At 67.1% G+C, this 23,698-nt stretch carries 17 protein-coding genes; 5 read left to right on the top strand and 12 right to left on the bottom strand.

Going from position 1 to position 23,698, the window contains the following annotated elements; genetic code table 11:
• Window positions 1–16: 16 nt before the first annotated feature.
• Complete coding sequence (locus ABDC78_RS26410) at window positions 17–244, bottom strand: DUF3618 domain-containing protein (protein WP_178357011.1); 228 nt, start codon at window positions 242–244, stop codon at window positions 17–19.
• Between the two features lie 97 nt (window positions 245–341).
• On the opposite strand from ABDC78_RS26410, the gene bcp reads away from it, so the two are divergent.
• Window positions 342–815, top strand: a complete 474-nt coding sequence (gene bcp, locus ABDC78_RS26405; RefSeq protein WP_178357012.1) for a thioredoxin-dependent thiol peroxidase — start codon at window positions 342–344, stop codon at window positions 813–815.
• A gap of 7 nt (window positions 816–822) precedes the next feature.
• On the opposite strand, the gene ABDC78_RS26400 is transcribed toward bcp, so the two are convergent.
• The 4 genes from ABDC78_RS26400 to ABDC78_RS26385 form a co-directional block, all read right to left on the bottom strand.
• Window positions 823–2,151 carry a dipeptidase gene (locus ABDC78_RS26400; protein ID WP_178357013.1) on the bottom strand — a complete coding sequence of 443 codons (1,329 nt, stop codon included), beginning with the start codon at window positions 2,149–2,151 and terminating at the stop codon, window positions 823–825.
• A gap of 99 nt (window positions 2,152–2,250) precedes the next feature.
• A complete protein-coding gene (locus ABDC78_RS26395) occupies window positions 2,251–2,643 on the bottom strand; it encodes a holo-ACP synthase (protein WP_178357014.1) in 393 nt (130 codons plus the stop codon).
• Window positions 2,644–2,672: 29 nt separating this feature from the next.
• Window positions 2,673–11,867, bottom strand: coding sequence for a type I polyketide synthase (locus tag ABDC78_RS26390; protein ID WP_256735850.1), 9,195 nt, complete (start codon window positions 11,865–11,867; stop codon window positions 2,673–2,675).
• 706 nt (window positions 11,868–12,573) lie between these two features.
• Window positions 12,574–13,314, bottom strand: coding sequence for a MerR family transcriptional regulator (locus tag ABDC78_RS26385; RefSeq protein WP_178357016.1), 741 nt, complete (start codon window positions 13,312–13,314; stop codon window positions 12,574–12,576).
• A 333-nt stretch (window positions 13,315–13,647) separates the two neighbouring features.
• Here ABDC78_RS26385 and ABDC78_RS26380 point away from each other — a divergent pair, with 333 nt between their 5' ends.
• Both ABDC78_RS26380 and ABDC78_RS26375 read left to right on the top strand, forming a co-directional pair.
• Window positions 13,648–14,913, top strand: coding sequence for an MFS transporter (locus tag ABDC78_RS26380; protein WP_178357017.1), 1,266 nt, complete (start codon window positions 13,648–13,650; stop codon window positions 14,911–14,913).
• A gap of 81 nt (window positions 14,914–14,994) precedes the next feature.
• On the top strand, window positions 14,995–15,696 hold the full coding sequence (locus ABDC78_RS26375) for an IspD/TarI family cytidylyltransferase (RefSeq protein WP_178357018.1): 702 nt from the start codon (window positions 14,995–14,997) through the stop codon (window positions 15,694–15,696).
• Here the strand turns inward: ABDC78_RS26375 and ABDC78_RS26370 are convergent.
• From ABDC78_RS26370 to ABDC78_RS26345, 6 genes are all read right to left on the bottom strand, one after another.
• Entirely contained in the window at window positions 15,680–16,339 is a 660-nt protein-coding gene (locus tag ABDC78_RS26370) for a 2-C-methyl-D-erythritol 4-phosphate cytidylyltransferase (RefSeq protein WP_178357019.1), read from the bottom strand. The two genes, ABDC78_RS26375 and ABDC78_RS26370, sit on opposite strands and share 17 nt — an antisense overlap.
• Before the next feature lie 10 nt (window positions 16,340–16,349).
• Window positions 16,350–17,045 carry a hypothetical protein gene (locus ABDC78_RS26365; protein ID WP_178357020.1) on the bottom strand — a complete coding sequence of 232 codons (696 nt, stop codon included), beginning with the start codon at window positions 17,043–17,045 and terminating at the stop codon, window positions 16,350–16,352.
• A complete protein-coding gene (locus ABDC78_RS26360; protein ID WP_178357021.1) occupies window positions 17,042–17,935 on the bottom strand; it encodes a hypothetical protein in 894 nt (297 codons plus the stop codon). Before ABDC78_RS26360 ends, ABDC78_RS26365 begins: the two co-directional genes overlap by 4 nt.
• Window positions 17,936–18,085: 150 nt before the next feature.
• Window positions 18,086–19,552: a FadD3 family acyl-CoA ligase gene (locus tag ABDC78_RS26355; protein WP_178357022.1), complete on the bottom strand. Its 1,467-nt coding sequence runs from the start codon at window positions 19,550–19,552 to the stop codon at window positions 18,086–18,088.
• Complete coding sequence (locus ABDC78_RS26350; RefSeq protein WP_178357023.1) at window positions 19,549–20,739, bottom strand: amidohydrolase family protein; 1,191 nt, start codon at window positions 20,737–20,739, stop codon at window positions 19,549–19,551. The genes ABDC78_RS26355 and ABDC78_RS26350 overlap by 4 nt, the downstream gene beginning before the upstream one ends.
• Before the next feature lie 67 nt (window positions 20,740–20,806).
• Entirely contained in the window at window positions 20,807–22,363 is a 1,557-nt protein-coding gene (locus tag ABDC78_RS26345; protein WP_178357024.1) for an AMP-binding protein, read from the bottom strand.
• 80 nt (window positions 22,364–22,443) lie between these two features.
• Between ABDC78_RS26345 and ABDC78_RS26340 the strand changes: the two genes are divergently transcribed.
• On the top strand, window positions 22,444–23,160 hold the full coding sequence (locus tag ABDC78_RS26340) for an enoyl-CoA hydratase/isomerase family protein (protein WP_178357025.1): 717 nt from the start codon (window positions 22,444–22,446) through the stop codon (window positions 23,158–23,160).
• Between the two features lie 57 nt (window positions 23,161–23,217).
• On the opposite strand, the gene ABDC78_RS26335 is transcribed toward ABDC78_RS26340, so the two are convergent.
• Window positions 23,218–23,400: a hypothetical protein gene (locus ABDC78_RS26335; RefSeq protein WP_218620303.1), complete on the bottom strand. Its 183-nt coding sequence runs from the start codon at window positions 23,398–23,400 to the stop codon at window positions 23,218–23,220.
• On the opposite strand from ABDC78_RS26335, the gene ABDC78_RS26330 reads away from it, so the two are divergent.
• Complete coding sequence (locus ABDC78_RS26330) at window positions 23,318–23,695, top strand: OB-fold domain-containing protein (RefSeq protein WP_218620253.1); 378 nt, start codon at window positions 23,318–23,320, stop codon at window positions 23,693–23,695. The genes ABDC78_RS26335 and ABDC78_RS26330 overlap by 83 nt on opposite strands.
• Window positions 23,696–23,698 lie beyond the last annotated feature (3 nt).

Here is a 23,698-nt window from a genome sequence, read left to right as displayed (position 1 = left end):
GCGCTGATCGGCGCTCTCAGGGCTGCCGCATGCGGCGCACCGTCAGCACGATCAGCAGCGCGCCTACCCCGGCCAGCGAGATGGCCACCGGTGGCTGCTTGACGAAACGCACCACGCCGGCTTTGAGATCGTCGGCGACCCGGCGAGGATTGGCCCTGGTCGCGAGGGAGTCGACCGTCAATGCCAGTTGATCGCGCGCCTGATCGATCTCCTGCTTGATGGTGTCGGGATCCCGATCCGCCACATCTGCCTCCATTGCTTCCGCGCTTGCCGCACTACCCTAGATCAGCCGGCGCGCACCGCAGCGCCCGGTCGACAGATCGACCAGAGGAACCGTGCCGATGCCACAGACGCCCAGACTCGAGGTTGGCGACAAAGCGCCTGCGTTCAGCCTCCCCGACGCCGACGGAAACACCGTGAAGCTCTCCGATTACAAGGGCCGAAAAGTCGTCGTGTACTTCTACCCGGCTGCGTCGACGCCGGGTTGCACCAAGGAGGCCTGCGATTTCCGGGACAACCTCGGCGAGCTGAACGCCGCCGGACTCGACATCGTCGGCATCTCCCCCGACAAGCCGGCGAAGCTGGCCAAGTTCCGCGATGCGGAGGAACTCACCTTCCCGCTGCTGTCGGATCCTGACCGCAAAGTCCTCGAGGCCTGGGGCGCCTACGGTGAGAAGACGATGTACGGCAAGACCGTGCAGGGTGTCATCCGCTCGACGTTCGTCGTGGACGAGAGGGGCACGATCGCGCTGGCGCAGTACAACATTCGCGCGACCGGCCATGTCGCCAAATTGCGACGCGACCTGTCGGTCTGAGCCGGCCTCAGCCACCCAGGGAGCGCAGCAGCAGTGCCTCGGCCGTCGCCGCACGCTCCAGCACACCCAGGTGCAGGCTCTCGTTGATGCTGTGCGCCTGGGTGTCCGGGTCCTCGACTCCGGTCACGAGGATCTTGGCTTCCGGAAACGCCGCGGCGAACTCCGCGATGAACGGGATCGATCCGCCGACACCGGTGTCGACCGCGGCGTGACCCCACGCTTCGGCGAACGCCTGCCGGGCGGCGTCGTAGACCGGGCCGGTGGCGTCGATCGCATACGGCTGGCCGACGTCACCGGGTGTCACCGTCACCCGGGCGCCCCAGGGGACGTGTCGCTCGAGGTGACGGGTCAATGCCGCGAGGTGCTCGGCCGCGTCGCCGCCGGGTGCCACACGCATGCTGACTTTGGCCCGGGCTTTCGGGATCAGCGTGTTCGAGGATTGCGCGATCGGCGTGGCGTCGATGCCGATGACGGTGATCGCCGGCTTCGCCCAGAGCCGTTGCGCCACCGAGCCTGAACCGATCTCGCTGACCCCGTCGAGCAGGCCGGTGTCGGCGCGCACGCGCTCGGGTGTGTAGTCGACGTCTGAAGCGGTTGCTTCGTGAAGGCCGGCCACCGCGACGGTGCCGTCGTCGTTGTGCAGACTCGCCAGCAGTCGAACCAGCACCGTGAGCGCGTCAGGCACGACACCGCCCCACATCCCCGAATGCAGGCCGTGGTCGAGAGTGGCGACCTCGACCACACAGTCCGCGAGTCCGCGCAGCGACACCGTCAACGACGGGATGTCGGTGCTCCAGTTGTCCGAGTCCGCAATGACGATGACGTCGGCCGCGAGCAGGTCGCGATGCGCCGAGAGCAAGCGCGACAACGACGGCGAACCGGACTCCTCTTCGCCCTCGACGAACACCGTCACACCCACCGGCGGCGCCCCGTCGTGGGCGCGGAATGCGGCCAGATGCGTTGCGATGCCGGCCTTGTCGTCGGCCGTGCCACGCCCGTAGAGCCGCCCGTCGCGCTCGGTCGGCTCGAACGGCGACGACACCCACTGCGAGCGGTCACCTTCCGGCTGCACATCGTGGTGGGCATACAGCAGCACCGTCGGCGCTCCCGGCGGCGCGGGATGGCGGGCGATGACCGCAGGTGCGCCTCCCTCGGCGACGATCCGCACATCGTCGAACCCGGCTTGCGACAACAGCTTCGACACCGCCTCGGCGCTGCGCTGCACTTCCGGGCGGCGGGCCGGGTCGGCCCACACGGATTCGATGCGGACCAACGCCTCGAGGTCGGCACGTACCGACGGCAGTACGTCGCGCACCCTGGCCACCAGATCGCTCATGGCGTACACGCTAGTTGCTCTCGATCGCCGCGACCGCGCGCGGGAGCACACAGTTGGCGGCGCGCCGACGTGCAAACACGCGCGCTCGCGGGGAAAGGGCTAGCGCTCCTCGAGCACCGCGACCGCGGCCGCGGTGTCGGCCTCATGGGTCAGCGACAGGTGGATCGTCACCTCTTTGAGGTGCTCGGCGATGGCGCCCGACAGACGTACCCGGGGCCGTCCCCACATGTCGGTGACCACCTCGATGTCGCGGTGGATGCCCTCGGGCAGCACCGGTCGTTTCGAGAACCGCGACCCCGACCAGGCCTTGATCACCGCCTCCTTGGCCGCCCACCTCGCCGCGAGGTGGCGCGCCGCCGACGAACTCTTGTCGGCGGCGTCGCGTCGCTCACCCGGGGTGAACGTCTCGGCGAACACCGTCCCCGGTCGGTCCACCTGCTCCGCGAATTCGGGGATGGAGACCAGATCGATGCCTATCCCGACGATGCCCACACCGCAGCACGCTATCTCACTCGTCGACGCTAGTACTCGCCGTCCACGCCGAGTCGCGATGCCGCATCGAGCAGCATGGCCGCCTCCTGCGCCTTCTCCGGATGGTCGTGGTCGAACCGGCGTCCGTCGGGTCGCTCGTACATCGGCTTGCCGCCGGCGATCGCCGAGGCGAGCCGGCGCTGGCCGGCCAGGCTCCGCTCCAGCGCCCGAGCCGAGTACTCGTCACGCTGCTCGGCGCTCAGGGAGGCCAAGAACGCCTGCGGATGCACCAGGGCCACCAGCCCCGAGACGTGACCGAAGCCCAGGCTGGTCACCAGACCGGCCTTCAGCGGGTACTTGTCCCCCAGTCGCAGCGTCTCGCGCGGCCACACGAAGTGCGCCGACGTCGAGAGTTCCTCGTCGACACAGTCCAGGCTGCGGTTCGGCGGGATGACGCCGTCGCGCAGGATCTGGCACAGACCCATCATCTGGAAGACCGCCGCGCCGCCCTTGGCGTGCCCGGTGAGGCTCTTCTGGCTGACGATGAACAACGGGGCGCCGTCAGAACGACCCAGCGAGTCGGCCAGCCGCTCGTGCAGCTCCTGCTCATTGGGGTCGTTGGCCAGCGTGGAGGTGTCGTGCTTGGAGATGACGGCGATGTCGTCAGCTCCCACGCCCAGCCTGTTGAGCGATTTGGCCAGCACCGATTCCCTGCCACCGCGACCAGCACCCAGAGCACCGAGCCCCGGAGCGGGGATCGAGGTGTGCACACCGTCGCCGTAGGACTGCGCGTAGGCGACGACCGCCAGCACCGGCAGGCCCATCCTGACGGCCAGGTCGCCCCGGGCCAGCAGGATCGTGCCGCCGCCCTGCGCCTCGACGAAGCCGAGCCGGCGACGGTCGTTGGCGCGGGAGAACCGCGAATCGCTGATGCCCTTGGCGCGCATCACCTCGGTGTCGGCGGTGGCGGCCATATCACCGAAGCCGATGACGGCTTCCAATGTCAGGTCGTCGTAACCGCCGGTGACGACGAGTTCGGCCTTGCCGAGCCGGATCTTGTCGACACCTTCCTCGAGCGAGACTGCCGCGGTAGCACATGCCCCGACCGGGTGGATCATCGATCCGTAGCTGCCCACGTAACTCTGGATCACATGCGCGGCAACAACGTTCGGCAGCGTCTCCTGCAGGATGTCGTTCGGCTTGTTCTTGTCCAGCAGGTTGCCGTGGAACATGGTCTGCATCGAGCTCAGCCCGCCCATGCCGGTGCCCTGCGTACTGGCGACCAGGCTTGGGTGCACCCAGCGCATCAGCTCTGTCGGCGAGAAGCCGGCAGAGAGGAACGCGTCGACGGTTGCGACGAGGTTCCACAACGCCACCCGGTCGATCGAGTTCGCCATGTCCGGGGTGATGCCCCAGACCTGCGGGTCGAATCCGGTCGGGATCTGCGCGCCGACCGTGCGGGACAGCTTGGTCTTGCGCGGCACCCGGATCTCGGTGCCCGCCTTGCGGATGACCGTCCAGTCGGCGCTATCGGGCACCGGGCTGATGACCGTGTGCTCGGGATCGAACTCGACGAACGCACGCGCATCGGCCTCGGACGACACCACGAAGGAGAAGTCCTTGTCCAGGAACACCGACACCAGCAGCGGCGCAGAGTGATCCGGATCGATCGCCGCATCACCGACGAACTCACGGATGCCGACACGTTCGACGACCACATCGTGGTAGCGCTCGACCAGATCCGACTCCTCGACGAGGTCACCGGATTCGGTGTCGTACCAGCCTGGTTTGGGATCGTCCTCCCACTTGATCAGACCGGTCGTCCAGGCGAGCTCGAGAACACCGGCTGCCGACAGTTCGTTGTCGACCTCCATCTCGAAGCGGGTCCGCGACGATCCGTACGGGCCGAGTTCGGCACCGCCGACGATGACCACCAGATCGGCGGGGTCGACATCGAGGTCGGCCCACTCCGGCGGCGGCGCCGCGACGGCGGGCCGCGGCGGCGAGGGCAGTGCCGCGATCAGATGATCCGCGGCCTCCTCCTCGGCATCGGCGTCGACCGGGCCTGCCACCGCTTGCTCACGCGCCTTGGCGGCCAGGGCGGACAGATCCAGATCGACCTCGGCCAGTCCGCCGGTCAGGTCGGCCTGCACAGGTTCCCGCGCAGCCGCAACCTTCGTCTCGACGTCGCACAGGGCCAGCAGCATGCTTGCCATCTGCTCGGTGGAGTAGGTGGTCACGCCGGCTTCCTCGACCCCGTCGACGATGGCGTCGTTGTGTCCCATCAAGCCGGTGCCGCGGGTCCAGCCGATCAACGCGTGCGCCAGGCTGACTCGCTGCGCCCACGAGGTCTCGGCCTTCCACCGGGACACGACGGCGTCGAGTGCGGACTTCGACTCGCCGTAGGCGCCGTCACCGCCGAACATGCCGCGGTTCGGGGAGCCCGGCAGCACCACGTGCAGGCGTGCCGCGATGTCGCGGTCGGCGCCGATGTGGGACAGGCCGGCGATGAGCCGCTGCACGGCCCACAGCAGCACCTTCATCTCCATCTCGGAGCGTGACCCGGCGTCGGACAGATCGCCGCCAACTCGCGGCGCCGCGAACGGGAACAGCAGCGTCGGCGTGAGGGCGTCCTTGAGGTGGATCGATTTCGGCCCGAGGCTCTCGGACTGCTCGGTCCCGACCCACTCGGCCAACGCGTCGATGTCGTTGTAGGAGGCCATGTTCGCCGGCAGCACCCACAACTGCGCGCCGAAGCGGGCGTGGTCGCGGTAGAGGCTGCGGTAGAACCCGAGCCTGCTGTCGTCGAGCTTGGACGTCGTCGCGATGACGGTCGCACCACCGTCGAGCAGTTGTGCCACCACCGACGCCGCGATCGATCCCTTCGAGGCGCCGGTCACGACGGCGACCTCTTCGGTGTAGCGACCCTTGCCCGGGTTCTCCGCACCGGCAGCGGCGCGGGCGTAGAGCGAGGCGTGGATGTTCAGTCCCGCAGCCAGCGCCTTGCCCTGCCAGTAGGTCGCCTGGGTGCCGACGACGTGTCCGGCCCCTTCGAAGCGCTCCGACAGGTGAGCCCAATCGGCCTCGATGTCGTCTTCGGACATCAACCAGATCTTGGCAAGATCCTCACGCGCACTGGCCCAGCGGTCGTCGAACAGCACCGCCTTGCGGCTGTCGAACGCCGGGGCGACCAGGCGGGGCCAGTCCGAACCGAGTTCGGCGGTGACCAGGTCGATGAGCTCCGCGTCCGCGGACGGCTCCGGGGTGACGACGGCGGGACCGTGTCCCAGCTGATCGAGGATCGCCCGCGCCGCCGTGGCGAGCACACCGTCGGGTCCGGTGACCTGCTCGGCGAACTCGCCCAGAGCAGCGGAGTCCACGACTCCACCAGCGGCACCGCCGGCGGACGGCAGCGACACCGGCACACCGCGACGCGCACCCACTGCGGACACCGCGGCGTCGATCACCTTGTCGACACTGGCGGCGTCCCCCAACGCGCCGTCGTGCAGACCGCCGAGTGCACCACCGCGCACGCTGGATCCCTCACGGGTGCCCAACGCGACCTCGACGGTCACATGCTTGGCCCAGCCGTCGCCGAGTTCCCAGGTCTTCTTGACCCGCTCGGTGATGTAGGCGGGACGCTTGCCGGACGGCCCGAAGACGGTGCGCAGCTGATCGTTGATCGCATCGGAGAGCACCGGGCCGAAGGGCTTGTACGTCCGGGCCAGCTTGGTCACCTGGGTCTTCAGACCAGCCAGATCTGCTTCCGCGGCACCGTCGATGGCGCCAAGGTTGAGCTCAGACCCGAGGTCGACCAGCATCTGGTTGCGCCGTGACGACGCACCGTCGGTGATGGACTCGATGGAGTCCAGCGACTCGATCTGATCGATGCGGATCTTGGCGGAGAGCGCGATCAGCGCCATCGTGGCGTCCGACGCGTCGTACCCGAGATCGTCGGGCCGCGGACCGCCCGAGGGGGCGGCCGCCGGCGCCGGCGCCGGCGCGGCAGGTGCCGCCTCGGCCGGAGCGGCCTGCGACGGAGCGGCCTCGGCCGCCGGTGTCGCGACGTCCTCGTCGTCGGGCTCGGGGTCCGTGTCCGTGGCGAACAGCACCGCGGCGTCACGTTCGGCGTTGAGCACCTCGGTGGTGTTGTGCGAGTACTCCGGCAATTTCAGGGTGTTGGTGGCAAGGCCCGCGACGGTCGGCGCATTCTTGACGCCGATCTCCACGAACCGTTCCACACCCAGCCCGCCTGCGGCCTCCTCGATGAAGAGCAGATCCTGGGTCTCGATCCAGCGAACCGGGCTGGCGAACTGCCAGGCCAGAAGCTCGATGACGATCTTGCGGCACAGCTCGCGCGGCCGCTCGTTGCGCCACGTGTCGTAGTCGGCGAGGATCTCGTCGAGAGGCTCGGCGGGCACCAGGTCCCGGATCTCCTCGATGAAATCGCGGTCCAGAGTGAAGGGCCGGGGCACGAGGTTGGGAATGTAGCGCCCGACCAGCAGCGCCGGATCCGCATCGCGGGGCATCACCCGTTCGAGCGCGCGCCGGAAGTCGGCGACACCGACCCGCAGCACCGACGAGTGGAACGGCACGTCGATACCGGGCACCAGGATGAAGGACCGCTTGCCGCCGCTGATCTCACGGCGCCGCTCGACCTCCTCCTCCAGCTCTTCGAGACCACGGACCGTACCGGCGATCGCGTACTGCGAACCGCGCAGGTTGTAGTTCACGATCTGCAGGAATTCACCTGTGCGCTCGGAGATCTCGTCGATGAACGCGGGAACGTCGTCGTCGTCGAGATCGATCTGCGACGGCCGGATGGCTGCCAGACGGTAGTTCGAACGCCCATGGGCGTCACGGGGCACGATGTCGTGCATCTTCGACCCGCGGTGGAACACCACCTCGAGAAGCGCCTCGAGCTGGTAGACGTTGCTGACACACGCGAGCGCGGTGTACTCACCCACCGAGTGGCCGCACGCCATGGCGTCCTCGACGAAGGCGCCCTGCTCGCGCATCTCGGCGACCTGGGCCGCGGCCACTGTCGCCATCGCCACCTGGGTGAACTGCGTCAGGTAGAGCACGCCCTCGGGGTGGTGGTAATGAACCCCGGAGGCGATCAGGCTGGTCGGGTTGTCCCGCACCACGTGCAGCACCGAGAAGCCGAGCGTCTCGCGGGTGAACTTGTCGGCCGAGTCCCAGACTTTGCGTGCGGCCTTGGACCGGGCACGCACGTCCATTCCCATGCCCTTGGACTGAATGCCCTGACCCGGGAACGCGTAGACGGTCTTCGGGGCGGCCAACTGGGCGGTCGCGGCCATCACGAGTTCGTGGTCGACCTTCGCGGTGACCTCGATGATCTCGGCACCACGATCGATGCCGACGCGGTCGACCCGGAACTCGATCTCGTCCCCGGGTAGCACCATGCCGAGGAACCGGGAGGTCCAGCCGACCAGGCGGGCCGGCGGGGTGGCGCGGCCGTCGGTGGCGGTGACCGCGTGCTGCGCCGCCGCCGAGAGCCACATGCCGTGCACGATCGGCGTTTTCAGACCGGCCAGCAGCGCGGCCGCCCGGTCCGTGTGGATCGGGTTGTGATCGCCGGAGACGACCGCGAACGCGCTCATGTCGACCGGTGCGGTCATCTGGACGTCACGGCGCCTACGGCGCGGGGTGTCGGTGGCGTTGTCGGTGATGGCTCCGCCGGCGCGCGGCGGATCGCTCAGTTCCACCGGACCGGTGCGGCCGCGGATCGCAAAGCGCTCTTCCAGAGTGGCCAGAACGCCGCCCTCGGAGTCGGCGATCGAGACGCTGACGGGGACCACACGTCCGACCTCAGTGTCCGTTGCCGCCAGAGCAGTTGCGGTGACCGACAATTGGGACTTCTCCGCGGGCATCTTCTGCAGAAGATGAGCCGCGTGATCGAGGTGCACCAGGCTCAGCAGACCCTCGACGACGGGGAAACCGTCGTCGGTCAGAGCCGAACCGATAGCCGAGAACACTGCGGGCCAGCACAACCCGACGAGGGCGTCCGGCACCAGCGTGAGACCGGGCGCCAGAGGCGCGCCGAACGTGGCCGTGACACCGGTATGATCGGCGACCTTCTCCGGATCCCATTCGACGGACACCGATGCAACGTTGTTGTCCACTGGCGGAAGCGAATCCGGACCGTCAGCACCGGCGGCGATGGCCAGCACCGAGCGCATCGCCGCGGACGCGTCCTCGACGCTGACGATGGGCATGCCGCCGTCGACCGTGCACGACGGCAGCGTGAACCGGATGTTGATCCAGATGTCGGACAGCGGGACGCTCAGCGTGACGAAGCCCTCCCCTGCCAACTCCAGCCGGGCACCGGTGCCCGGATGCGTCGCGCTGGGCTTTCCGGGCACGTCGTTGACCTGCCACTCGCTCGGCTCACCGATGCGGTGCACCGGGTTGATCGCGGTGCGACCCGCCCAGAGGACGTCAGGGGAATCGAGCACGACGGCGAGCGGACCGGTGACGTCGGCGCGCGCCTGGCGGCGCGAGACCACGGCGACCGGCTCGGCGCCGGCGGCCAGCACCCGATCGACGATCGCCTGCTCGAAGCGGTCCAGCAGTTCGCCGACGGGCTCGTCGACCCGGGTGATGCCTGCGACGGCCTCGGTGCCCGGGATGATGCACACCTGGTCGGCGCTGTAGCGCGCGTCGTGGGCCTGCCACAGCGAGTCGCTGCGCCACCAGCGCCGCACGTCCTTGTCGACGACCGGCACGAAGTTGACCGGCTTGCCCGGCTTCTTGCACAGCGTCACGAAGAACGGCACATCCGCAGGGTGCAGCTTGACGGTCCCCGCATCTGCGTAACGGTTCAGCAGGGCGGCGATGGCCTGGTCCGGATTATCAAGCAGCGCTTGGCCTTCCGGGCTCGCATCGAAGAGGGACTCGATCGGGCCGAAGTCCTTCTCGTGCAGCCGCGACTCGGTGCGCTTGAGCATCTCCTCGAAGCGTTCCCGCCAGGTGTCGGCGAGCCACGGGCTGCCGGGCGCGGCGGTGTCGGCGGTGGTGTCACCGTCGCCGATGGCCAGCTCGATGTAGCGCTGCAACCACGTCAGGTAGGTCATGTCACCGATGTCGCCGAAGTACGGCTTCGCGGTGGCGGCCATCGCGGCGATGATCTCGTCGCGGCGCTCGGCCACGGCGTCGGCGTCGCCGGCGACCTCGTCGAGCAGGCGGCCGCAACGCGACGCAGTGTTGTCGATCTCGTGGATGTCGGCGCCGAGCTGACTGCGCCCGCTGGCCATACCGTTGATGGCCCTGCCTGCCCCGACCCAGGTGTCGGTGCCGGACGTCTCGACGAGGAGCTGCTTGACCGCGGGCGACGTCGTCGCCTCTTTGGTGGCCATTGCGGCGGTGCCCACCAGGATGCCGTCAACCGGCATGGCGGGGAACCCGTACCTCTTCGCCCACTCGCCGGACAGGTACTCGGCCGCCCGCTCGGGGGTACCGATGCCGCCGCCGACGCAGATCGTGACGTTGGTGTACTTGCGCAGCTCGCCGTAGGTCGCCAGGAGCAGGTCGTCGAGGTCTTCCCACGAGTGGTGCCCACCGGCGCGGCCACCTTCGATGTGGACGATGACGTCCCTGTTGGGTACCTCGACCGCGATCTTGATGACGGACTTGATCTGGTCGACGGTGCCCGGTTTGAACACCACGCTGGTGATGCCGACGGTGTAGAGCTCCTCGATCAGGTCCACAGCCTCTTCGAGGTCCGGGATGCCCGCCGTGACGACCACACCATCGATCGGTGCACCCGACTGCCGGGCCTTCTGTACCAGGCGCTTACCGCCGACCTGCAGCTTCCACAGGTAGGGATCGAGGAACAACGAGTTGAACTGGATGGCGCGGCCCGGTTCGAGCAGCTGGGTGAGCTCAGCAATGCGCGCATCGAAGATCTCCTCGGTGACCTGCCCGCCGCCGGCCAGCTCGGACCAGTGTCCGGCGTTGGCCGCCGCGGCGACGATCTTGGCGTCGACGGTCGTGGGGGTCATGCCCGCGAGCAGGATCGGCGACCGGCCGGTGAGGCGCGTGAACTTCGTCGATGCCTTGACCGAACCGTCGGGCAGGGTGATCGCCGTGGGCGCGTAGCTCGACCATGCGGGTGCAACGGCAGGTGCGGCGCCGACGGTGAACAGGCTGCGCTGGCCCGCGCGGGTGGCGGCGGGCACGATGCCGATTCCGAGTCCTCGGATCACGGGTGCGGTCAGCCGTGTCACGGTGTCGCTTGGACCCAGGTCGATGATCCACTTGGCGCCCGCCGCGGCGAGGCCCTCCACCTCGGCGACCCAGTCGACCGGCTTGACGAAGATCACCTCGGTCAGTTGGCGGGTCAGCTCCGCATCCAAACCGGTGCGCGATGCCCACTCGTTGACCAGATCGACACCACTGGCCAGCCGCGGCGTGTGGAACCCCACCTCGACATTGAGCTGGCTGAATACCGGGCGGAAGACCGCGCCGCCGCGCAATTTGTTCTTGCGCTCGGCTTCCTCTTTCTCGGTGATCTTCTCGCAGTAGAGCTCGAAACGGGCCAGCTGCTCGGGTGTGCCGGTGATGACCACCGAACGTCTTCCGTTGCGGATCGACAGCGCGGGCGGAAGCACGGTGCGAACGTCCTGGGCGAACTCGTCGAGGAGCTCGGCCATCCGGGCGGGGTCGACGTTGGTCACCGACACCATGGGCGATTTGTCGCCGCGGCCCACCATTCCGCAGCGACGCGAGACCAGCGATCCCGCCGCGCCGATCAGCTGTCCGATGGCGAGCAGCTCGACGTCGCGGGCTCCTCCGGCCTTGAGCGACTCGACGGCTGTGACGCCCTGCGAGTGGCCGGCGATCGCCACCGGCGGGTGACCGGTGAGGTCGAGGCCCTGGCGCTTGAGCGCGCGCATGGCGGCCATCTGGGTGAGCAGGATGCCCGGACCCGAGATCGCGGCGGTGGTGAGGTCCTTGACGGCGGGCAGCGGCTCGTCGGCGGCCAGCGCGCGGATCCACTTCATCGGTTCGAAGCCGATCGGACGGACCACGACCAGTTCCCGTGCCAACGGTTCCAGCAGCAGCTCGGCCTCACCGACCAGCGCGGTGATCTCGGATTCGATACCTGCCGAGTTGACGAGCTCCTCGAGGTTCTCCAGCCAGGAACCACCCTGACCGCCGAACGCGACCGCATACGGCTCGCCGGAATGCAGTCGATCGACGAGAGCATGCGCCCCGATCAGAGGTTCGAAGACCTCGTTCTTCTCGGAGCCGTTGTCTCCGGCAGTGGTGGCACGGTGCTGGTCGTGGATCGTCACGTGGTGTTGTCTCCCTCAATGGTCGCGGTTTCGCGCGTATCGCTCGTGGTGGGCTGTCGTGGGTGCTGGCCTGCACTCCCGGGTGGGGCCATTGCGATTCGGCGTCGAATCCGGCTGGTCTCGTCCGCGACCTGAGATGCCGTCGGGAGTTCTGACACTCCGATGCATTTCTCAGGGTCTGCGGTGGACTCTCCAGCCGTACTAAGAGTGTCATAAGAGACTGCTCCATTGTGGCTACCGGAATGGTTACTGGCGAGTTCTACGCGCGGGTAACAGAGATTGCGTAACGTCCGCCTCCCGAGGACTCAAAGTCTCGCGGGACAAATGTCCTGCATGCAGGTGGTTACGGTCGAGTAAGCAAGAACTGCTGATCAAGGCAGTATTGTTACGCAATCGTTATCTGATAATTTGCGTTCGCAACACGCGGTTCTCGGGGCACCGCTGAGTCGACAACTCGACCGCGAGTGTCTTGACAGGTGTTTTCGCGATGTGTCCAGGTTTGCTGTGCAAACTTACTTGTCAGTAGATTCAGTCGAACTGGCCGAAATTCGGTGTGAGGACCGGTGGCATCGAAGCCGACGCCGGCCATTGTGAGCCTGTCGGCCTCCACCCGGTGGAGGTGCGCAGCGATTCACTCGGCCTTCTTGGTCTCCCATGCTCCGTCCAACAGTAGGCCGGCGGGGGAATCGGCCGCGGAGGTCATCATGAATCGTCGAACAGCCTTGTCGAAGCGGGCTAGCAGTGCCTTCTCCCCGAGCGCCCGGTGATTCTGGACGACTTGCCGCAACTCGTCGGTTTCGTCGTGCCTGGACAGGTAGTTGGTTCTGACGCGCATGTGCTGCGATTCCGTCAGGCTCGTCACATAGGCCCTCGCCAGATCGTCGAGCGCATCATCGGTCGCCTCGATGAACTGCAGCAGCGCACGGATGTACTTCACCCGATCCGCTGAACCGGTCAAGGCGTCACCCGCGGTGCCGTCGACGATCACCAACCTGCCGCCCACGATCTCGGCCAAGCCGTAGCGGACCAGCTTGCGCGCCTCCTCAGAATCCGGGGCGAGCGCAAACGGCTTCCCCCGGTCATCGGTCGCATTTGTGCGGGGACCCAGCATGGCCCGCTGCAACCCCAGGATGTCCGCAAGGTCGGAGCCCTGGCGCATGCTGGTGAAGAACTCCGCTATGTGCGTCGAGGTGAAGCCCTTGGCGAGCAGTTCGCTGATCGTGTTGAGCTGGGACAGGTGGTAGTCGTCGTAGAGAGCGGACCGCCCCACTCGCCGGGGAGGGTCGAGCAACCCCCGTTCCCGGTAGGCGCGGATGTTGCGGGCGCTGACACCGGACACCCGCGCCAGATCCTGCAGTCGATACTCAGCCACGGGGGCGACCCCGCGAGAGCCTGGCGGGCTCGAAGCCGAAACAGTGCATGAACTCACTCTAGCGACATTCGCAACACTTTGAGCGAAATAGTAGGGCCTCGTCATTTTGGTCGGAGGACACCACTATCAATAGATCTATCAGCGAAGATTCAGGATGGTGAATCAAAAGATCTACGGCGTCGTTCGATTTCAGCCAACTTTGGGTGCGCCGTGGTTCAACTCGACGATGAGGCCGACCACCGATATGAATTGGCGGCAGAACGCCGCGGTGCGAGATCATTGAGGTGCCCCCTGCAGTCGCAGGACATTAAGACAAAGTACGAGAGGCTTCGCGTGCGTCCGTGGATCGTGTGGGCCACCGGGCTTCTGGCGTACATCGTGGCCGTTCTGGACCGCACCACGCTGGGTGTCTCGGGCCTGGCCGCGGCCGACCGCTTCAGTGCCGGGCCGACCCTGCTGTCGACTTTTGTCGTCCTGCAGGTCGTCGTGTACGCCGGCGCCCAGGTGCCCGCAGGATTGCTGCTCGACCGATTCGGGTCCAAGGCCCTGATCGTGTCGGGCGCGGCGCTGATGGCCTCAGGGCAACTCGTACTGGCGTTCACCGAATCGCTGCCCGCAGCCCTCGCCGCGCGCGCGGTCGTCGGTTTGGGCGACGCCGTGACGTTCATCTCGGTGCTTCGGCTCGTGCCCCTTTGGTTCGATGCGCATCGGGTTCCCCTGGTGACGCAATTGACCGGGATCTGCGGACAACTCGGGCAGGTGCTCTCAGCGGTGCCGTTCCTCGCGGTGCTGTCCGCCTCGGGTTGGTCGGTCGCCTACGCATCGGTGGCGGCACTGGGTGTGCTGTCGATCGTGTTGGTCCTGCTGGTCGTCAAGAACAGCCCCGACGGTGCCGCGGTCACCGAAGAGGCGATGTCCGTCCGCGAAACGTTGACCAGCGTCAAGACGGTGTGGTTGCGGCCGGGCACCCGGCTGGGGTTCTTCACGCACATGGGCACCCAGTTCTCGGTCACGGTGTTCGCGTTGATGTGGGGGTTGCCCTATCTGACCGTCGCGCAGGGACTCTCGCCCGGAGTGGCCGGAACCCTGCTGACCGTGTCCGTCGTCGCCGCGATCTCCTCCGGCGTGCTGGTCGGCATCTTCACAGGACGCCACCCACATCGGCGCTCCCGTCTGGTTCTGGCCATCATCGCCAGCAACGCGCTGGTGTGGACGGTGATCCTGGCGCTTCCCCACAGAGCACCGCTGTGGCTGCTCGTCGTGCTGATCGTGGTGATCTCGGTCGGCGGGCCGGGTTCGATGGTCGGCTTCGACTTCGCGCGCACCTTCAATCCCAGCGCCACGCTGGGCACTGCACAGGGCATGGTGAACATGGGTGGGTTCATCGCGTCGCTGCTGCTGATGCAGGCGATGGGATTGGTGCTGCAAGCAGCAGGCGGCATGTCGTTCGAATCCTTCCGGCTCGCGTGGACCCTGCAATACGCGGTCTGGGCCCTTGCGGTCGTCGGAATCCTGATCACCAGACACAAGACGCGCAAGCTGCTGCGCCTGGAGAACGACCGGATCCTGCTGGAGGGCTTGGGAGAGCTCGAACGCTGAGCCGGATACCGCGCAGCGCTCACGTCCGTCCGGCGAGCAGCGCCGGCCTGTCATGACCCGCCCTCGCGATACTGTTCGCCCATGGGAATGTCGGTCGGCGTGGTGTTGGCGGCCGGACTGGGCACCCGGGTGGGCGCCGACGGCAACAAGGCCTACCTGCCACTGTCCGGGCGCAGCATGCTGATCTGGTCCCTGGACACCCTCTCGACGGTGTCCGACATCGGGCGGATCGTCCTGGTGTTCCGCAAGGGTGAGTTCGAGGTCGCTCGGGACAGCGTCGAGCGCGAATTGCCCTCCGTACGAGTGGAACTGGTCGAGGGGGGCGACACCAGGCACGCCTCGGAGTTCAATGTGCTGCAGTACCTGGCCCCCGACATCGAGTCGGGGGCGGTTGACGTGGTCGCCATCCACGATGCCGCACGACCGCTGGCCGGCCCGGCGATGTTCCGGACCGCGATCGCGGTCGCTCGCGAATTCGGTGGGGCGCTACCGGCACTGCCCATCGTGGGGCTCGCACGGGCGGGTGCAGAAGGTCTGGAATCCGTGGCGGACCGTGGCCCTCTGGTCCGGGTGCAGACACCGCAGGCGTTCCGGGCCCGCGAACTGTTGCTCGCCTATCGCAGCGCAGTGCGCGACGGATTCGAAGGCACCGACACGGCGTCATGTGTCGAGCGATACACCGACCTGCAGGTCCGCACCTTCCCGGGTCAGGTCGTCAACCTCAAGGTCACCTACGCGCGGGATGTCGCCGTCGCTCAGCGCCTTCTCACCGACCGGCGATGACAGCAGCCAGATAGTCTGCGTCACGGGGCAACTCGAGGCTCAGCGCCTCGTCGTCACCGTCGATCAGGGTGAGCGGGGTTCCGGCCGTCAGGGCCGCCTCGAGTTCGTCGAACGAGCCCGAATCGGCTTGTCGCACCAGCATTGCCAGCACATCGGCGGCGAACCCGCGAGGATACTGCACGGTGCGCAGCGCCGAGCGCTCCTCGGTCGCCGTCACCACGCCGCGTGCGTCGACCGCTTTGACGCTGTCGGTGACGGGCAGGACGGGCAGGACCGCGACGGAACCGTCGTGCAGTGTCGCGACGATCTGCTTCAGAGTATCGGTCCCCACCATCGGCCACTCGATGTCGTGCACCACCACGTGACCGTTGGTGTCGACTGCCCGCAACCCGGCAGCCACACACTGCACCCGATCACCCGGCGCTTCCGCCTCGACCACTCGCACCCCGGAAAGACGCTGTCCGACAAGGGCTTCCCTGGCAAGCACGGCGAGCGGCCGAGCCGCGGCAACCACGACGACACCTACCTCGCCGAGCGCCCGAACCACCCGCACCAGTGCAGACAGTCCCGCGACCGGGGCGAATACGGCGTCGCGGCGCTCGGCGTACCCAACCGGTAGAGGCACCACGGCCGTCACAGTCACGGCGCTGAGGCTATACCGGGTCGAACGACGCGATCAGCCAGGCGCCGTCGATCTTCTCCAGGCCGACCTTGACGCTGCTCGCGGCGAACGCCCCGTCGGGGTTCTCCTGGCTCGTGGTCGTCTGGTTGATGAACACCAGGACTTCAGCTGCGTCCGGCTCGATCTCCGATACCGCTGCCCGCACGACGGACGCCGCGGTCTTGACCGATTTCTCCCTGGCGGCCGGAGTGACGATCTGCTCGGTGAACTGTGTGTAGTACGACAGAAACTCACCGGTCAGTCGAGCCTTGGCGGCCGCAAAATCCTGATCGAGGGACTCCGGCGAATACGACAGCAGGGCAATCGTCCCGCTGGTCGCAGCGTCGAGGGCGACTTTGGAGGCCGCGGCGTCGGTCTGCTGGTCCGGCCGGTACTGATTGACATACAGCCAGCCCGCCAGCCCCGCCGAGGCGACCAGCGCCGCAGCGAGCAGGACCGCCGCTACCTTGCCACCCACTCCCCGCCGCGAACCCCCGGGGACGTCTCCACCGGGCACGTCGCTGTCGGTCGACACGGCCTCTCCGGGCTCGTCACCTGCGGACTCTGGATGTGAGTCCTCCTCGGCAACACCGTCGGCATCGGTCACATCGGCATCGGTCACGTCGGTGTCGGGCGCGTCGGTGTCGGGCACGTCGGCGGGTTCGGCCTTCTTGTTGTCATCGCTCATGGGACGAACTCGACTTTCGACATCTTGATCTGCCCGTCGACCCGTTCCAGGTCCACGCTGAGCCGCCAGGTCCGCGGTTCCTGGTTGGCCCCTTCGGAGTTGGTGACCCGCGACGACGCGGCGACCAGTACAACGGCCTTGTCGTCGGTCATCGACTCCACAGCCACGGAGTTGACCGTCACCTCGGTGATGACCCTGGAATCCTGCGCCACCTGGATGAAATCTTCGGCCTGCTGCTCGAAGTCGGTTTTGAACTGGCCCGTCGAGTTGTCGATGATGCGCTGGACGCCCGCCTCCGCCTCGTTGAAGTCGAGAGACATCAACGTGACGACACTCTGCCGACCCGCCGCGGTGTACTCGGCGGTCTGCTGCTGCAGTTTCTGCACTTCGCGGTGGGTCCAGATCATGTAACCGCTGAGCCCCAGCAGCACCAGCGTGCACACGACGACCACGGCGGCGGCGATACCCTTCCAGCTCGGGCGCGGCAGCCGACGCCACCGTGACCGGGAGGCGTCGGATTCGCCGTCGGTAGTGGCGGTGTCGGATTCGTCGAGCACCGCATCGTCGTAGAGCTCGGCGTCCTCGCTCGCGGTCTCGGTGTCGGCCACCTCTGTGCCGGCGTCGGCCACCTTCGTGTCGACCACCTCGGCGTCGACCGCGACGGCCGGCTTCTCGGCCCCGGCCGACTGCTGAGCCTCGCGGCGAAGCCGGATCGCGCGCGCCCGCGCGCGGGCTGCCGCAGCAAGCGCCTCCGCCTCGACGGCCTCGGCTTCCGCCTCGTCGGCCAAAGCACGAGCGTCGTCCCCGTTCGGCGCGCGGTCTGTGTCCTGCGGCGGCTGATCGACGAGGTCGGCGTCGATCACCGAATCGCGGCGCCTGAAAGACGGCACACGGACCTCCTTGTCTGCTGCGTCCATACGCATGAGCGCTATGAGAACGTCATTCTTCTTTTTTGCGTATCGACTTCACGATACCCCTGCTTCACAGGTCCGGACCAAGGCCTTGTCTGCGGAAATGCTGTTCGCACGCTGTGCGAACGCTCAGCGGCGATGGTCCTGCAACTTGTCCTTCATCACCTTGCCGGTGGCGTTCAACGGCAACTCGTCGAGGAACTCTACATACCGAGGCACCTTGAAACCGGCCATTCGGTCGCGACTCCACGCGATGAGTTCCTCGGCGGTCAGAGTGCCGCCGTCGCCCGTCGGCTTGGCCACGATGAACGCCTTGCCCACCTGACCCATCCGGTCGTCAGCTACCCCGATCACGGCGGCCTGCGCGACCGCCGGGTGCTCGAGGAGGAAGCCCTCGATCTCGGCGGGATAGGCGTTGAAACCCCCGACGATGTACATGTCCTTCTTGCGTCCCACGATTCGCAGGCGACCGGCGTCGTCGACGGTGCCGAGATCACCGGTGTGCAGCCACCCTTCGGGGTCGATCGCCTCGGCCGTGGCGGCCGGGTCGTCGAGGTACCCCTGCATCACGGTGTAACCGCGGACCAACACCTCGCCGTCCTCGGCGATGCGCATCTCGACGCCGTCGCAGGCCACCCCGGCGGTGGTCGCGATGTCGGTGAACGAGTCCCCCGGCCGCGACAACGTCACCGTGCCCGCCTCGGTGAGGCCGTACCCCGTCGCCAAGGTCTGGAACGGCAACTCCTCGTGCACCCGTCGCACGAGTTCGACGGGGATGTCGGCGGCGCCGGTGACACCCGCGCGAAGCGTGGCCAACGCGGCCTTGTCCTCGACGGCGAGCAGCGAGTGGTACAGCGTGGGCGGCCCCGGCAACATCGTGACCCGCTCTGCTGCAATGAGTTCCACAACACGGTCGACATCGAACACCGGTACCGGCAGCATCGTCGCACCCCGGATGAACGACGCGATCAGGCCGGCTTTGTAGCCGAAGGTGTGGAAGAAGGGGTTGACCATCAGGTAGCGGTCACCCTGGCGCAGGTCCGCCAGGTCGCACCACTCCTCGTACAGACGCAGATTCTGCAGGTGATTCATCATCACACCCTTGGGGCGCCCGGTCGTGCCCGAGGTGAAGATGATGTCGGAGATGTCGGCGCCCTGGACGGGACGACTGAACGGGGTTCCGCTGGAGAGGAAGTCGGACTTCAGGTCGATCACCGGCACGCCCGCCGGCGCAGTGTGTTCCACACCGAGGAAGCCCTGCTGGACCAGCACGGCCTTGGCCCCGCTGCGGCTGATGATGTCGGCCGCCTCGTCGGTCTTGAACCTCGTGTTGACGGGCACCAACACCCCGCCGGCGGTGATCAGACCGAACGCAGCGATGATCCATTCGGCGCTGTTGGGCGCCCACACGGCGACCCGCTCGCCCTTGGCGATTCCCAGGTCGGCGAACGCGCCTGCGGCGCAGCCGATCCGGCTCACCAGATCGGCGAAGGTCAGGCGCAGCGGACCGTCGACGACTGCTTCTGCGTCGCCGAACCGGTCCGCCGCGCTGGTGACCAATTCAGGGAGGGTCTCCCAACGAGGCTGGTAAGTCACGTCGTGACGAGGCGCCCCAGGTTGCCACCCATGATCTTCGCCTGATCTTCGAGGGCAAGATGCTCGAGCGCGGTCACGTAGTGCGTGGGCTCCGCCAGTCCCTCAGGGTGCGGCCAATCGGAGCCGTAGAGCACCTGGTCGACGCCGATCAGGTTGATCAGATCGTCGATGCCCTCTTCGTAGAAGGGGCTGACGTAGATGCGGTTCTTGATCTCTTCCATCGGGTTGCCCAGGAAGGCCTCAGGCGCCTTCTTCCAGACCTCGGCCATCGAGTCCAGCAGCGGGAACATCCACTTCGATCCCGCTTCGACGATTCCGACCTTCAGCGTCGGGAACCGGAACAGCGCGCCGTGGATCACCCAGGAAGCGACCGCGTCCTGGATCGGACGCCACTCGTTGAGGATGCCCATCGCGTTGGTCTGGAAGGGCAGCATCTCCTGGGCGCCACCGTCCCATTCCGAGGTGTAGCGCGAGTAACCGCTGTCGCTGGAGTGCATTCCGACGAAGATGTCGTACTCGACGCACTTCTGCCAGAACGGGTCGAACTCGGGCAGCGCGAACGAACGCGGGCCGCGGAATCCGGGAACCGGTGCGGGACGGATCAGGATGGCGCGGGCGCCGCGCTTGACCGCCCATTCCAGCTCCTCGATCGCCTTCTCCACGATGGGCAGGGTGATGACCGGGGTGGTGAAGATGCGGTTCTTGTAGTTGAAGCCCCACACCTCGTCCAGCCACTCGTTGAGCGCGTGCACGATGACGTGGATGGCCACCGGGTCGTCGCTGAGGCGCTCCTCGATCAGGCTGGCCAGCGTCGGGAACATCAGCGTGCGGTCGAGACCCAACTCGTCCATCTTCTCGAGGCGGGGAGCGGGCTCGAAGAACGCCGGGATCGCCTTCATCGGCTCGCCGAACAGTTCACGCTTGCTCTTGCCGTCGGGGTTGCCGAACTTGAAGTACTCCTCCCAGGCGCCCGGCTTGGCGACCACGGAGAAGGTGGGGTTCGGGATGTAGTTGCTGATCTGGCCACGCAACGCGATCTTGGTACGGCCGTTGATCTCTACGTACTGGACGACGTCCTTGTACTCCTTGGGGAGGAACTTCGTCAGCGCCTCGGGCGGCTCGTAGAGATGGTTGTCCGCATCGAACAGCGGAAACGGGATGTCGACCCGGTGCGAAAGTTGACCCATGAAATTCTCCTTATCGTCTTGGGAGAATCTTATTCTCATAAGCGTTCGACCGCAATGAGCGGGTGGGCTAACCGGAGCGGGCCCGCCGCCCTTCATCCGCCACGAGCCGGCGAACGGCGTACTTCTGGACCTTGCCGCTGGCCGTCCTCGGGTAGTCGTCGACCTGATGCAGCTCTTCGGGCCACTTCTGCCGTGCGACGCCGGCGTGAGCGAAGTGCTCGCGTACGTCGTCGACCGTCGGCATCACCTGCCCGGCCCGGATGCGCAGAACCGCGGCGGTCCGCTCTCCGAGACGCTCGTCGGGTGCCGCGACGACGACGGCCTCGGCGACCGCCGGCATGGCCAGCAGCACTTCCTCGACCTCGAGCGCACTGATGTTCTCCCCGCCGCGGATGATCACGTCGGCCTTGCGGTCGGTGATCGTCAGGTACCCGTCGTCATCGAGCACGCCCACATCACCCGTGCGGTACCAGCCGTCGTCGTCGAATGCGACGGCGGTCAGCTCGTCGTCGGTATATCCCAGGCACAGATCGGGCCCACGCGACAGGATCTCACCGTCGTCGGCGATCCTGACCTCGACGCCGGGGCGCGGATTGCCGTCGGTGTAGAGGCGCTTGTCCTCCGGCGCCTGCGGACCCGAGCCGGTGATCGACGGATGCTCGGTGCTGCCGTAGGACCGGAAGACGAACATGCCCAGGTCGGCCAGCCTCCGGGTCACCGCTGCGGGCACGGTGGATCCGCCGAGACCCACCGTGGTGAACAGCCGTTGGTGCTCTTCGGTGCAGTCGGGGTGGTCGAGCAGGCTGGTCACGAAGTACGGCGGCCCCCCACCGATGGACATGCCGTCGGACTTCATCAAGGCGAGGACCTTCTGCGGATCCCAGACATCGACCAGATCGATCGGGGCGCCCTCGAGCACAGGGATGAGGAAGGCCCCGACCATTCCGATGAAGTGCCCGACCGGCGTGGCCGTGAGCTGCCGGCCGCGGTCGGGCGGATAGTTCGCGAGCAGTTGGCGCGTTTCACAGGACAGCGTCTGGTGGCTGTGGATGACACCCTTGGGCGCGCGTGTGGTGCCCGAGGTGAACGCGATCAGCGCGGGGCCGCCCGGGTCGGTCCCGACGGTGCCGGCGAACGGTTCGTCGTCGAGCAGTTCGTCAAAGCTCTCGGTGCCGACGAGCCCGACGATCGGGACGTCCGCGCACAGATCGGGCTGGTGTTGCATCCGGCCGAACTCCGCAGCGGTGATGAAGACCTTGGGCCGCGCGTTGCCCAGGATGTGGGTGAGCTCGCTGCGGCCGTAGAAGTGGACGATCGGCACGATCACCGCCCCGAGGAAGGATGACGCCCAGAACGTGATCGCGGCCTCGCGCCAGTTGGGCAGTTGGATCGCGACGACGTCGCCGGGGCGGACACCCCGGGACCACAGGCCTGCCGCCAACCGCCGTGCGTCGCGTTCGACGTCACCGAAGGTGCCGGCATAGGGCCGCACCTCGGAATGCACGTGGAAGCCGACATCCGGGTTGTCCTTCAGTCCCTGCGCGAGGAGATCCCCGAGGGTCTCCTGGGTCCACCAACCCTCTTGCTGGTAGAGATCTATCAGCTCAGCAGGGATTCTCCGCATGTCTGGCGCCACCTCCCGTTCGGAAGGCGATGCTATTCTCCGCCCACGAGAATGCCAATACCGAGAATGGAGAACGGCTGATGGTCGACCTCGAAATCGACGACGGTTTGGCGGTCATCACCATCGACCGGCCGCAGGCGCGCAATGCGATCTCGCTGGAGACGATGGACCAGCTCGAGACGGCCCTCGACGGCGCCGACGGGGCGGCCGCGCTGGTGCTGACCGGGGCGGGCGATCGCGCCTTCGTCTCGGGTGGCGACCTCAAGGAGCTCAGTGCGTTGCGCACCGAGGCGCAGGCGGCCGCGATGGCCTTCCGGATGAGATCGATCTGCGACCGCATCGCCGGCTTCCCCGCTCCGGTGGTGGCAGCACTCAACGGCCACGCACTGGGCGGCGGTGCCGAATTTGCAGTCGCCGCCGACATCCGGGTCGCTTCCGACGACATCAAGATCGGGTTCAACCAGGTCGCCCTCGCGATCATGCCGGCGTGGGGCGGCGCCGAACGATTGGTGAGCCTGGTCGGCTACAGCAGGGCATTGCTACTGGCCGGCACCGGGCGCATCGTCGAGGCTGCCGAGGCCGAGCGGATCGGACTGATCGACCAGGTGTTTCCCCGCGCATCCTTCGGCGAGCAGTGGCGCACCATCGGACGGTCGCTGGCCGCCGCTCCGGCCGGCGAGGTCAAACGCGTGATGCGCGGAGTTCCGACAACCGAGGCCGTTGCGGCCTTCGCCCGACTCTGGGTGTCCGACGAACACTGGGCTGCGGCGGACAAGGTGATGAACCGCGCCAGATAGGCCCACCAATCGCCGCACGGCGGAACGCGCCGACACCGTCTGTCCCCATGATTCTCTCTAGACGAGAACGTCATTTCCGATTATCGTCAACGTCGTGTCGACATCGCAGCGGGCACTCGCGCCCGAAATATCCACCTGGCCCGCGGACGATCCGCAGCTGATCGGCAGCAAGTGTGACAGCTGCAGCGCTGCCACCTTCCCCGTACAGCAGCGCTGTCCGCGATGCAGTTCGGGATCCATGTCCGAGCTCCTCCTCCCCCGCACCGGGACGTTGGTCGCATGGACCACGCAGGGGTTTCCGCCCGGCGCACCGTACGCGGGGCCCACAGGCAAGGAATTTGTGCCTTTCGGCGTCGGGCTGGTGCAGCTCGATGACGTGATCCGGGTCGAGGGACGGCTCACCGAAAACGACCCGGCGAAGCTGGAGTTCGGTCAGACCGTCGAGTTGACGATGATCCCGTTCACCACCGACACCGACGATTCCGACAACCCGGTGGAGGTCGTCACCTTCGCATTCCAGCCGGTCAGCAGCTAAGGG

This window comes from Mycobacterium sp. DL (genome assembly GCF_039729195.1).
Classification (GTDB): Bacteria; Actinomycetota; Actinomycetes; order Mycobacteriales; family Mycobacteriaceae; genus Mycobacterium; species Mycobacterium hippocampi_A.
The sequence above is the reverse complement of the archived record's forward strand: the minus strand, read 5'-3'. Positions and strand labels throughout refer to the sequence as shown.